Origin of the sequence: Enterobacter sp. ZOR0014 (assembly GCF_000798855.1) — a bacterium.
In the GTDB taxonomy this organism is placed as follows: domain Bacteria; phylum Pseudomonadota; class Gammaproteobacteria; order Enterobacterales; family Enterobacteriaceae; genus Enterobacter; species Enterobacter kobei.
In genome coordinates this window covers 1-11,316 of sequence record NZ_JTLF01000009.1, presented here as the reverse complement: position 1 = coordinate 11,316, position 11,316 = coordinate 1, and the positions used below count along the sequence as shown (strand labels likewise).

Genomic DNA, 11,316 nt, shown 5'->3' with positions numbered 1-11,316 from the left:
GTTGTTTACGGGTAACAGTCCCACCGACTAAAAAAAGCGCATTTTTTTACTGGCGATTTTGCTCTCCTTGTCTACGATCAAAAATGGATGCCCATACTGGTCATACCAGATTCTGAAAACCGACCCGGAGAGCACTATGACGAAAACCAGCGTGCGTATTGGCGCTTTTGAGATCGACGACGCAGAGCTGCGCGGCGAAGCACAAGGCGATCGAACGTTAAGTATTCCCTGCAAATCCGACCCGGATTTGTGCATGCAACTCGACGCATGGGATGCGGATACCAGCGTCCCGGCGATACTTGATGGCGAACACTCTGTTCTTTACCGTGAGCATTACGATAGCAAAACCGATGCCTGGGTCATGCGCCTTGCCTGACCTAAGAGAACCCGCCCGAAGGCGGGTTATTTATTACTGTAGCTGTGCCAGCGTGAAGTAACCGTCGAACACCGCTCCGGTATCAATATAGTGCAGGTTATCAAAATCATACCGCCTGTCGACGGGCGTATGCCCGAACCAGAAATGATCCGCACCGCTAATCCCCTGCCCTTTGCCCACCATAAAGCCCATCAACCTGTCGCGATCCCACAGCACGCGCTGGGCGCTCACCGGTTTTTGCCAGCGGTATTCCGCGGCGGGGTAATCTGCGTGCGCAATAACATTGAGACCGTTTGCGCAGGTTATCTCGATAATATGCGGCAATTCGCGGCAGGCGTTTAGTAACGTTCGCGCCAGCGCCTGCTGCTCGCGATCAAGGCGCGTAAACCACACTCCACCATTCATCGCCCACAGCGCAGAATCATTATTGTCCAGACTATCCATTGCCATTTGCTCATGGTTACCCCGCACGGCTCTGAACCATTTCTCATTGATGAGCTGCAGTGTTTTTACGCTGTCAGGACCGCGATCGATCAAATCGCCAACGGAAATAAGCAAATCCTCATACGGATTAAAATGGCGGCGTTTCAGTTCGTCCATAAGCCAGTGATAACAGCCATGTATATCGCTGACAACCCAGACGTGACGCCACATCCCACCCTCTATTCGCTGATACATAAGGCCTCCTTTAAACAGTATAGCCGCCGTATAAAATGCAAAAGACGGGAGCGGTCCTTACAAAGTCAAACAAACGGTAAACCAACCAGAAATAAAGATCCTCACGCTATTAATCCCTTATTCCTGGCTCCTTAGAATAGAGGCAGAAAAAAACGAGGGATCTTCACGTGTCTAATACACACCTGCATAACGATGTGTTCTACCCACATCGCACAAATATAATTTCCGAGCTGGTGAACGGCGAACGTGTCCCGGGACCCATCTGGCGGAAACGCGATTATCGGCTGAAGTTCCTTTTACGTTCGCTTCTGTTCTGGTCTTCCACCCGTCGCATGCTGGAAGCCCTTTCAGGGCGTGACGATTTCGACAAACTTCTCGCCGCTCAAATTACATTGCCCAGCAAGACCCATCGGCAGTATCTGATGCGTGGCCTGACCGCGAACGATCGCGCCGACGCTATCGTTAACCATTATTACTGGATCGATAGCCTGAAAGAGCGCGCCCTCGCCCAGGCGCTGACCAGCCCGCAGGAACAAACCGTTGTTCAGTTCCATGCAAAAGAGGGCGTGATCTATACGGTTAATGCATCCTCTGCCGGGAAAGCCGAGCGCGAAGGTGAGAGCACACTGTGGCTGCGCGATAACGAGGATACTTTGCTTGCCAGCCTGACCTTTAGCGTAGCCCGCAGCAACGGACAACGCGTAATAGTGATTGGCGGGCTTCAGGGCCCCCGCCGCTGCGTGTCGCGGGACGTCATTAAACAATCCACCCGCGCCTGTCACGGCCTGTTCCCTAAACGCGTGCTGATGGAAGTTCTTTTCCAGCTGGCCTTACAGTCATCTGTTAAGGCGATTTTTGCCGTCAGCGACGAGGGACACGTTTTCCGCGCATTGCGCTATCGCCTCAGCAAAGGCCGCCATTTCCACGCCAGCTATGACGAATTCTGGGATTCTCTGGGCGGTAAAAAGGTCTCCGGCTTCTGCTGGCAGCTCCCGCTGCAGATGGAACGCAAATCTCTCGACGAGATCGCGAGCAAGAAGCGTGCGGAATACCGCCGTCGTTTTGAATTGCTTGATGAAATTGAGGCGTCGGTAAAATCCCGCTTTTAACCGCAACAAGCACTTCCGCTAACATTACAAAGTATTCACGCTGTTTAAAAAAAGACTTATCAAGCCGAGCACCCTTGCTTATGTGTAGGGTGCTCAGTTAGCATTGTATGAAATGAAACAAGCTAATGCGTTGGAAAAAACGCGACGTAGACGGAAAAATTAAGGACTTCGATGATGGTTTATGACTGCTTCTTGTATTACGACGAAGATATGCTATTGGATATCAGGCTGAATACTCTAGGGGATGTGGTTGATCGCTTTGTTATCGTTGAATCAACGCATACTTTTACCGGCAAGAAGCGGCAACTGCACTTTGACATAAATAAATATCGTCAATTCGAAGATAAAATTATTTACGTTGTGCATGACGAAAAACCTATTATGAAAACATCTGACGATGAAAAGCAGATTCAAGATGCTATCACCGGGCAACATGATGGTCTTGTTGTGGATGCATGGGCGAATGAAGCTGCACAGAGAAATGCCATTATGCAAGGTTTGAAGCATGCCGAAGATGATGATTTGATTTTAATTTCCGATGTTGATGAGATCTTCTCACCTTCGGTTATCGCATCTATAAACCCAAATAGGCTCTGCACAACCCTATATCAAAACTTTTATAATTATCAGTTTAACCTGCAGGTCTTTAATAACGATAATACGCCGAGAAAATGTAAATTGCCGAGAGCCACAAAATATAAAAATCTCGTTGATTTTTTTGGCGGTGAACCTGAATCATTCAGAAACCTCAAACGCACCAGGAAAGTTAAAAACTGGTCATGGTTTAAATGGAACTGGTTTAAGTTAAACAATCGAATTATTGACAATGGTGGATGGCACTTCTCATGGGTTATGACGCCTGAACGCATTTCTGAAAAAATGTCCACAATATCCCATACTGAATATGATCTTCCTGAGTTTAACAATCCAGAACATATTATGAAGGTGATAAAAAACGCGGAAGATATCTGGGGACGAGACAGGAAGTTAATCAAGCAAGAGCTGACAGCTCAAAACTTTCCTGAGTATCTTGTTAATAATAAAGTGAGCTTCAGAGATTTCATTATTTGACTTATGATTGCTGGATTTTCAGCGGGACGGGGAGCGGGTTCGCCAACGTCCTACTGGCCCCCCCTTTTGCCTGGTCAAAAAATTTTAACAAAGATCTCAAAAAACTCTGGACGTACGCAGTCCTGAGTATGTTATGGTTTGGAGAAGACAGGGAGTTGTCCAGCTATTATCTGGAGCTTCGGAGCATAACCGAAGAACTCCTTTGAGAAACATACAGATAAAAAGAGACCGAATACGATTCCTGTATTCGGTCCAGGGAAATGGCTCTTGGGAGAGAGCCGTGCGCTAAAAGTTGGCATTAATGCAGGCTAAGTCGCCTTGCCTTTTAAGAATAGATGACGACGCCAGGTTTTCCAGTCCACAGTTAAAGCGGCCAGAAAAAAAGCGTTAAATCATCATCAAAAACAAAAAACCGCAGTGCTTTCGCAAGCATCTGCGGTTTTTTATTGGAAACCTGAACGCTAGCAGAGCTTGTCAGCGCGTTCGATAAACGGTGTCAGGCTCATCTTCTGCCCTGGGTGAGCCGGGTCATCAATCTGGATCACGCTGATGGGCTGGCCGCTGCTCTTGCCACTGGCCACCTGCTGCTCTGCAACCTCATTCAACGGGTATTGCACCAGCGTACTCGGGTTGATCGCGTATAACGCATGGCCCGGACGACAGGTCAGCATCACCTCTTCGCGATTAAACGCCCACTTGTCTTTACCCACTTCAAAACGGCTGACGGTGATCACCTGCGGCGCGGCCAGAGCGCTCCCCGTGCAGGCCAGCAATAAGAGCGAAAGTACTGTTTTTTTCATATGTTAGTTAACCTTGTCAGAAGGGTTCCCAGGTGGCGAACAGGCTGACCGCTGCCAGAACCAGCGCTCCCAGCACCACTTCTGCCTGTGTCATCCTGATAAAAAGCTGTTGTGCCCACCCGGAATCCGGACGAAACCGTGGCACCAGAAAATACCGATTTGCCAGCGCAATTGCCACCATCAACGCCACCAGCGCACATTTGAACAATAAAAGCTGCACGTAGCCAGCCTGCCAGGGAATATGGACGCCCAGAATCAAGAGCGAATTGATCGTCCCTGTGAGCAGCACGCCCGCGACGGCATAGTGGCCTACGCGTGAGAAACGCATCATGGTGTAGATGGCCGCGTTCTGCCAGCGCCCTTTTGCCAGATGCATGCAGAACAGCAGCGGCAGTAATCCGCCGAGCCAGGTTGCGGCACATAACAGATGAACGGCATGATTGAGACGCTGCACAGCCCCCAACGGACCTTCGTTCATCGTCGCGTGGCCTACCCCTGCCAGCAGGACAAACTGCCCCATTGCGAGCAGTAGCAGCCGGGAGCCTTTCAGCGGCGCAAGCCACGCGGCAGCAACCGTAATGGAAGCCAGGATAATTTGCCACAGCCAGACGCTGCCAAACTGCGTCCCCAGTACGCCGTGCCAGACTTGCGGGTTAAACACATCTCCCCAGCCATCGCCCATTAATCCGCCCTGAAGCATGAACATCAGAAGCGCAGCGGCCAGGGTGATTAAAGATGCCACCCGCTGCTGTAGCGCGAAACGCAGAGCCATCAGACGATGGAGAGAGGAAGGCGCCAACCAGACGCTGTATAGCGCATTACCAAAAACGAGCATCAGCGCCGCGAAATGGATAAAGCGCAACCCAACATAGACCAGTGCCAGCATGCTATTTCACGCTAAAGTGATAGCTGCCTTTGGTTTTGTGGCCGTCGACGGAAACCACATGCCAGTCCACCCGGTAGGTTCCGGTCGCCAGCGTTTGCGCCAGCGGAACGATCAGTTGAGCCTTGTTCTTTTCGTCTCGCGTTACGGCTCCCGTTTTGACGACCTGCTTGTGCGCATCCGTCACCACCACACCGCTAAATCCCGGTTCGATACCTTCCGAAAAATTCAGCGTCAGTGACTGCGGAGCGCTCACCACGCTGTCTGCTGCCGGGCTCTGCTGTTTAAGATGCGCATGCGCCAGCACAGTAGGTGAGATAACGACTGATGCCAGAAAAACCAGCGCGCATACCGTGCGGGAAGTGGATAACCCCATCGCGATCATTCCTTTTTGTTATGTCTGTATGCTAAAGAATAACGCTGTATAATAGACGAGTCGAGGATCATCCCACCTCCGCTTGTCATCGTCGCGCAATCGCGGTAACGTTGCCGCCGCATAAACAGGAGAAGGAAATGAAAATCAATCTGGCCGCCCTTCCTCAGGACGAGATGGATAAAGTGAATGTCGATCTCGCAGCCGCTGGCGTTGCGTTCAAAGAGCGTTACAACATGCCCATCGTGGCTGAAGTTGTGGAACGGGAACAACCCGCCCATTTGCGCGACTGGTTCCGGGAAAGATTAATTGCTCACCGTCTCGCTTCGGTCAACCTCTCTCGTCTGCCGTACGAGCCTAAAGTTAAATAAGCTTAACGAGTCGTTACACTTCCTTACGCGAAATCTGGCAGGATAAGAAAACCCTGATTAAATTAGGTGTATTCTTAAATCCCTGCGACTCAGTGTATAAGGAAGTCACGATGTCACAATGGAATATAGCGGCAGCCCAGTATGGCGGGCAGTATCACAGTGTTGATGAGCACGTTACCCATCACCTACGCTTCATTGCCGAAGCGGCACAGCAGCAGTGCGATCTGCTGGTCTTCCCGGAACTCTCCTTAACCGGCTCAGGCACAACGACGTTACCTCCCCCACCGTGCGACGCGCAGCTGGAACCCTTGCTTGATGCGGCACATTTTTACCAGATTAGCGTTATTGCCGGGCTTCCCCTTGAGCGGAATGGCCAGCGTCAGAAAGGTCTCGTGCTCTTTACGCCCTCTCGCCAGAACATCGTGCGCTATCCGCAAGGCGGCGGTGCGAGCCTGGTTCCGGGGGATAAACAGCTCACCATCATTGATGCGCAGGGCGATTCCCCCAATCTCGATCCGCAGGCAACGCTGTTCACCAGCAGCCAGTCGGTAAGGGACAACCGCTGGCGGCAGTCCATCAGCACCCTGCAACGCTTTGCACACAAATATGCCATTGCGGTATTAATGGCGAACGCCAGCACCGGCAGCGCATTATGGGATGAAAAAGGCCAGTTGATCGTGCGGGCGGATAAAGGCGAGCTGCTGTTGACCGGCACGCTTAACCGACAGGGTTGGCAAGGCGATATCATTCCTTTAGGCTAAGCGTTTTAAGCTCAGGAGATTTTCATGCTGCGCGTCATTGATACCGAAACTTGCGATCTTCAGGGCGGAATTGTGGAGGTGGCCTCGGTCGACGTCGTTGACGGAAAAATAGTCAACCCGATGAGCCATCTGGTGCGGCCCGATCGCCCTATTAGCCCGCAGGCCATGGCTATCCATCGCATCACTGAAACAATGGTGGCGGATAAACCCTGGATAGAAGACGTTATCCCGCACTACTATGGCAGCCCGTGGTATGTCGCCCACAATGCCAGCTTCGACCGTCGGGTTCTCCCCGACATGCCCGGGGAATGGATTTGCACCATGAAGCTGGCGCGTCGCCTGTGGCCGGGGATCAAATACAGCAATATGGCGCTGTATAAATCCCGCAAGCTCAGCGTCAGAACGCCTGAAGGGCTTCACCATCACCGCGCGCTGTATGACTGCTATATCACCGCTGCGCTGCTGATCGATATTATGAATACTTCCGGCTGGACACCGGATGATATGGCGACGATTACCGGCCGTCCTGCACTGCTGACGACGTTCACCTTCGGAAAATACCGCGGGAGAGCAGTATCGGATATTGCGGATAAAGATCCAGGCTATCTGCGCTGGCTGTATAACAACCTCGACAAGATGAGCCCGGAGCTACGCTTAACCCTGAAGCATTATCTGGGTGAAGCTTAACGTTCAGCCTGGCCTGGAAGCGTATCCTGCGCCAGGCCGATCAAAAAGGCGTATTCCAGCGCCACCCCTTCATAAGATTTAAACCGCCCCGACTTCCCTCCGTGCCCGGAGTCCATATCGGTACAGAGCAGCAGCAGGTTGTCGTCGGTTTTCAGTTCCCGCAGCTTCGCCACCCATTTCGCCGGTTCCCAGTACTGCACCTGTGAATCGTGCAAACCGGTGGTCACCAGCATGTGCGGGTAGGCTTTCGCTTCCACGTTATCGTACGGGCTGTACGCTTTCATATAGCGATAATAGATTTCATACTGTGGATTCCCCCACTCTTCAAACTCCCCGGTCGTCAGCGGAATAGATTCGTCGAGCATGGTGGTGACCACATCAACAAACGGTACCTGCGCAACGATGCCCTTAAAACGCTCGGGACGCTGATTGATCACAGCGCCCATCAGCATGCCGCCCGCGCTGCCGCCCATGCCAAAGCAGAGCTGCGGATCGCCATAGCCTTGTTCAATTAAGGCGTCGCAAACGTCGAGATAATCATTGAACGTGTTTTGCTTTTTCAGGAACTTCCCGTCTTCATACCAGTGCTGGCCCAGCTCACCGCCGCCGCGAATATGAGCGATGGCAAAAACAAAGCCGCGATCGAGCAGACTTAATCTGCTGCTGCTGAAGTCGGCATCCATGCTGGAACCATAGGAGCCGTAGCCGTAAACCAGGATAGGGTTTTTACCTTTCTGAAAATGCGCCTTGTGATACACGAGCGAAACCGGCACCTCGACACCATCGCGCGCGGTAACCCACAGGTGTTCGCTACGATAATTGTCGGATTCAAATCCCTTCACTTCTGTTTGCTTCAACACCTGGCGCTGGCCGGTATCCATATCCAGTTCGAACAGCGTATCCGGCGTGGTCATCGACGAGTAGCCATAGCGCAGCCGGGACGATTCAGGCTCAGGATTAAAACCAATCCAGGTGACGTAGGCCGGGTCGTCAAACGCGATCCCTATCACCTCGCGCGTTTTGCGGTTGATTTGCCGGATACTGGTCAACCCCCGCTGACGCTCTTCCACCACCAGCCAGTCGGTAAACAGCGTGAACCCTTCGAGCATCACCTGTTCCCGCGCGGGAATAAGCACCTCCCACTTGCGCTCGTCGCGCACCTTGGTCTTATACAGGCCAAAGTTTTTCCCCTCGCGGTTTGAGCGCAGATAAAAGCTGTGCTGGAAGTGATCCAGACTGTACTCATGGTCTTTTCGGCGCGGCAGAAAGCAGAGCGGCTGGGCATCAGGCAGTTCGGCATCCAGCAGTAGCACTTCTGAGGTGGTAGCGCTGGCAAGGAAAATAATCACATAGTGGCGTGAGGACGTTTTATGCAGGCTGACATAAAACGTTTCGTCTTTCTCCTCATACACCAGTTCGTCATCGGCGGAGTCCGTGCCTACACTGTGGCGCCACACCTGATAAGGCAGCAGCGTGGCGGCGTGCTTTTTAACGTAGTAGACCGTCTCGGAATCGTTCGCCCAGACAAAATCCGGGGAGACGTTTTCCAGCATTTCCGGATACCAGTTACCGGTTTCCAGATTGCGGAATCGCAGGCCATACTGACGACGGGAGAGATAATCCTCCGCCAGCGCCATAATGGTGTTATCCGGGGAGATGGACATACCGCCCAGCGTATAAAACTCGCTGTGGGCGGCACGCTGGTTGGCATCCAGCAGAATATCCCATTCATCCCACTCGGCGCTTAATACCGACTGTCGCTGATAGATGGGATATTCACTGCCGGGCTCGTAGATATGCCGATAACGATAGCCGTTTTTGGTCCAGGGCGCGGAGATATCGCGCTGAGGAATGCGCTGCACCATTTCGTTCAGCAGCTGGTCCTGAAGCGCCTGCTGGCTGGACATGACCTTGCGACCGTAATCGTTTTCTTCATGCAGGTAGTCGAGTACCTCTGGGCGGGAACGTGAATCGTCCCGTAGCCAGTAATAGTTATCTATACGCGTATCGCCATGGGTGGTGATCGCATACGGAGTACGTCGGGCTTTCGGTGGCATGACATCATTCTTTTAAGTTTTACACCCTATAAGGTTGGCAAAACCCGCGCATGATGCAAGCGAAACATGGCTACATCAGCGATAGCTAGCCCTGTAGCGTCTGTTTTTGCTCCCGGATATCCTGCTCGATCCCCTCGCGAACATCCTGAGGAATTTTCAACGCATCGCCCAGGGCGTTGAGATAGCTGCGTTCCATAAAGTGGTCAATATCAATGGCGGCACAGCTCAGGAAATAGAGTTCCAGCGCCTCTTCCTCATTCTGCACGCTTTGCGCCAGACGCTGCGGATCGAGCGGCTGCTCAATGGCCTGCGCCACCAGCGTTCTGCCCTGCTCCTCCACGCCGGCTTCTCGCATCTGCTGCTCGATAGCCGCTCGTTCTTTATCATCAATATGCCCGTCGCTTTTTGCGGCAAACACCAGCGCAAGAATGAGCCGCTCCGTACGTAGATCCAGCGGCGAAGTCTCCTCCCCAAAGTGGGGTTCATCCTGGTGCGCCGCGCGTACCCTATCCTTGTACTTATTCCACAGCACGGTACCGGCGATAGCGCCGCCACCGGCCAGCAAGGCGCCGGTACCGTACTTTGCCAGCAGCTTACGTGAGGATTTATTGGCGACCAGCAGCCCTGCCAGCCCTCCGAGCGCCCCCGGTACCAGCAGTTTGCTGAGCCCCTGGTCGCCGGAACCTGATGTTTTCTGCCCTAACATGGATTGCAGTTGATTTAACCAGCCTGACATGGTTTCCCTCACTTAACGGTTAACATTTCCACAGCGTAAGCGAGCAGGCGTCAGGAAATGTCCGTCGAGGCTAAAGAAGCGCAAATTTCTCGTCGGCCCTTTTGCCCTGCGCAAGACAGACGCAAACGTTTTCGTTTATACTGCGCGCATCTTTTTCAGGGGGAATGTTATGACTCGTTTAGGAACCGCGCTGCGACCTGCGGCGACGCGTGTGATGCTGTTAGGATCGGGCGAGCTGGGGAAAGAAGTCGCCATTGAGTGCCAGCGTTTAGGGGTAGAAGTGATTGCCGTAGACCGCTACGCCGACGCGCCCGCCATGCATGTTGCCCATCGTTCTTATGTGATTAACATGCTGGACGGAGAAGCTCTGCGGACACTCATCACGCAGGAGAAACCGGATTTTGTGGTGCCGGAGATTGAAGCTATCGCGACCGATACGCTGATCGCGCTTGAGCAGGAAGGTCAGCGCGTGGTGCCTTGCGCCAACGCAGCGAAACTGACCATGAACCGCGAAGGCATTCGCCGCCTGGCGGCAGAGGAGCTGGGGCTGCCCACTTCAAGCTACCGTTTTGCGGGCGATAAAACCGCATTCCTGCAGGCCGTCGATGAGATGGGTTACCCGTGCATCATTAAGCCGGTGATGAGCTCCTCCGGAAAAGGACAGAGTTTTATCCGCGACAGCAGCACGCTGGACAAAGCCTGGGATTATGCGCAACAGGGTGGCCGTGCCGGAGCTGGCCGCGTGATCGTCGAGGGGGTGGTGAAGTTTGATTTCGAAATCACCCTGCTTACCGTCAGCGCCGTGGATGGCGTCCATTTCTGCGATCCGATTGGTCACCGCCAGGAGGATGGCGATTACCGCGAATCTTGGCAGCCACAGCAGATGAGCGCCCTGGCGCTGGAACGTGCCCAGGATATCGCCCGTAAAACCGTTCTGGCGTTAGGTGGTTACGGTCTGTTCGGCGTGGAGCTGTTTGTCTGCGGCGACGAGGTGATTTTCAGCGAAGTCTCCCCTCGCCCGCATGACACCGGGATGGTGACGTTGATATCGCAGGATCTCTCCGAGTTCGCCCTGCATGTTCGCGCCTTCCTTGGCCTGCCGGTTGGCGGTATTCGTCAGTACGGCCCGGCGGCCTCGGCGGTGATCCTGCCGCAGCTGACCAGTCAGAACGTGACGTTTGATAACGTCGAGGGCGCAACGGGCGCCGGGTTACAGGTACGTTTGTTCGGTAAGCCGGAGATCGACGGCACCCGTCGTCTGGGCGTGGCGTTAGCAACCGGGAATAACGTCGACGAGGCCATCGCACGCGCAAAAGCGGCGGCAGCGAACGTTAAGGTAGCAGGATAAAAAAAACGGGCCGAAAGGCCCGTTTTTCATACGATAAAAAACTTATTGCTTCGCGCCTTCAACCGC

The 11,316-nt window shown here is 53.2% G+C and carries 13 protein-coding genes; 7 read left to right on the top strand and 6 right to left on the bottom strand.

The features are described from left to right. Positions 1 to 136: 136 nt before the first annotated feature. Positions 137 to 376: a YebV family protein gene (locus L977_RS00245; protein ID WP_008500472.1), complete on the top strand. Its 240-nt coding sequence runs from the start codon at positions 137 to 139 to the stop codon at positions 374 to 376. A gap of 33 nt (positions 377 to 409) precedes the next feature. Here L977_RS00245 and pphA read toward each other — a convergent pair whose 3' ends face one another. After that, positions 410 to 1,054, bottom strand: coding sequence for a protein-serine/threonine phosphatase (pphA, locus tag L977_RS00240; protein WP_023338429.1), 645 nt, complete (start codon positions 1,052 to 1,054; stop codon positions 410 to 412). A gap of 167 nt (positions 1,055 to 1,221) precedes the next feature. Between pphA and L977_RS00235 the strand changes: the two genes are divergently transcribed. Then, positions 1,222 to 2,163: a VirK/YbjX family protein gene (locus tag L977_RS00235; RefSeq protein ID WP_014884298.1), complete on the top strand. Its 942-nt coding sequence runs from the start codon at positions 1,222 to 1,224 to the stop codon at positions 2,161 to 2,163. Positions 2,164 to 2,337: 174 nt separating this feature from the next. Further along, positions 2,338 to 3,234, top strand: a complete 897-nt coding sequence (locus L977_RS00230; RefSeq protein WP_047624221.1) for a benzoate transporter — start codon at positions 2,338 to 2,340, stop codon at positions 3,232 to 3,234. Between the two features lie 461 nt (positions 3,235 to 3,695). On the opposite strand, the gene L977_RS00220 is transcribed toward L977_RS00230, so the two are convergent. The 3 genes from L977_RS00220 to yobA are packed head-to-tail and all read right to left on the bottom strand — an operon-like array spanning position 3,696 to position 5,293. After that, entirely contained in the window at positions 3,696 to 4,034 is a 339-nt protein-coding gene (locus L977_RS00220; RefSeq protein ID WP_014884299.1) for a YebY family protein, read from the bottom strand. A gap of 16 nt (positions 4,035 to 4,050) precedes the next feature. Next, positions 4,051 to 4,920, bottom strand: coding sequence for a copper homeostasis membrane protein CopD (copD, locus tag L977_RS00215; RefSeq protein ID WP_047624218.1), 870 nt, complete (start codon positions 4,918 to 4,920; stop codon positions 4,051 to 4,053). 1 nt (position 4,921) lies between these two features. After that, the gene (yobA, locus tag L977_RS00210; protein ID WP_032636204.1) at positions 4,922 to 5,293 is read right to left on the bottom strand and encodes a CopC domain-containing protein YobA; all 372 of its coding nucleotides are present in this window, start codon (positions 5,291 to 5,293) and stop codon (positions 4,922 to 4,924) included. Between the two features lie 137 nt (positions 5,294 to 5,430). Between yobA and L977_RS00205 the strand changes: the two genes are divergently transcribed. The 3 genes from L977_RS00205 (at position 5,431) to exoX (ending at position 7,109) form a co-directional block, all read left to right on the top strand. Further along, complete coding sequence (locus L977_RS00205) at positions 5,431 to 5,661, top strand: DNA polymerase III subunit theta (protein ID WP_013096102.1); 231 nt, start codon at positions 5,431 to 5,433, stop codon at positions 5,659 to 5,661. Between the two features lie 110 nt (positions 5,662 to 5,771). Next, positions 5,772 to 6,422 carry a carbon-nitrogen hydrolase family protein gene (locus tag L977_RS00200; RefSeq protein WP_047624215.1) on the top strand — a complete coding sequence of 217 codons (651 nt, stop codon included), beginning with the start codon at positions 5,772 to 5,774 and terminating at the stop codon, positions 6,420 to 6,422. A 24-nt stretch (positions 6,423 to 6,446) separates the two neighbouring features. After that, positions 6,447 to 7,109, top strand: a complete 663-nt coding sequence (gene exoX, locus L977_RS00195; protein WP_047624214.1) for an exodeoxyribonuclease X — start codon at positions 6,447 to 6,449, stop codon at positions 7,107 to 7,109. On the opposite strand, the gene ptrB is transcribed toward exoX, so the two are convergent. Then, entirely contained in the window at positions 7,106 to 9,166 is a 2,061-nt protein-coding gene (gene ptrB, locus L977_RS00190) for an oligopeptidase B (protein WP_047624213.1), read from the bottom strand. The two genes, exoX and ptrB, sit on opposite strands and share 4 nt — an antisense overlap. Positions 9,167 to 9,251: 85 nt before the next feature. Further along, positions 9,252 to 9,902, bottom strand: coding sequence for a tellurite resistance TerB family protein (locus L977_RS00185; RefSeq protein WP_023338434.1), 651 nt, complete (start codon positions 9,900 to 9,902; stop codon positions 9,252 to 9,254). Positions 9,903 to 10,071: 169 nt separating this feature from the next. On the opposite strand from L977_RS00185, the gene purT reads away from it, so the two are divergent. Next, positions 10,072 to 11,250, top strand: a complete 1,179-nt coding sequence (purT, locus tag L977_RS00180) for a formate-dependent phosphoribosylglycinamide formyltransferase (RefSeq protein ID WP_023330716.1) — start codon at positions 10,072 to 10,074, stop codon at positions 11,248 to 11,250. Positions 11,251 to 11,316: the final 66 nt, after the last annotated feature.

Bases quoted from the DNA above. Each gene is read 5' to 3' on its own strand.
- L977_RS00245 (WP_008500472.1), top strand. From the start codon at position 137: ATGACGAAAACCAGCGTGCGTATTGGCGCTTTTGAGATCGACGACGCA.
- L977_RS00220 (WP_014884299.1), bottom strand. From the start codon at position 4,034: ATGAAAAAAACAGTACTTTCGCTCTTATTGCTGGCCTGCACGGGGAGC.
- purT (WP_023330716.1), top strand. From the start codon at position 10,072: ATGACTCGTTTAGGAACCGCGCTGCGACCTGCGGCGACGCGTGTGATG.
- L977_RS00230 (WP_047624221.1), top strand. From the start codon at position 2,338: ATGGTTTATGACTGCTTCTTGTATTACGACGAAGATATGCTATTGGAT.
- ptrB (WP_047624213.1), bottom strand. From the start codon at position 9,166: ATGCCACCGAAAGCCCGACGTACTCCGTATGCGATCACCACCCATGGC.
- L977_RS00185 (WP_023338434.1), bottom strand. From the start codon at position 9,902: ATGTCAGGCTGGTTAAATCAACTGCAATCCATGTTAGGGCAGAAAACA.
- exoX (WP_047624214.1), top strand. From the start codon at position 6,447: ATGCTGCGCGTCATTGATACCGAAACTTGCGATCTTCAGGGCGGAATT.
- copD (WP_047624218.1), bottom strand. From the start codon at position 4,920: ATGCTGGCACTGGTCTATGTTGGGTTGCGCTTTATCCATTTCGCGGCG.
- L977_RS00200 (WP_047624215.1), top strand. From the start codon at position 5,772: ATGTCACAATGGAATATAGCGGCAGCCCAGTATGGCGGGCAGTATCAC.
- yobA (WP_032636204.1), bottom strand. From the start codon at position 5,293: ATGGGGTTATCCACTTCCCGCACGGTATGCGCGCTGGTTTTTCTGGCA.
- pphA (WP_023338429.1), bottom strand. From the start codon at position 1,054: ATGTATCAGCGAATAGAGGGTGGGATGTGGCGTCACGTCTGGGTTGTC.
- L977_RS00205 (WP_013096102.1), top strand. From the start codon at position 5,431: ATGAAAATCAATCTGGCCGCCCTTCCTCAGGACGAGATGGATAAAGTG.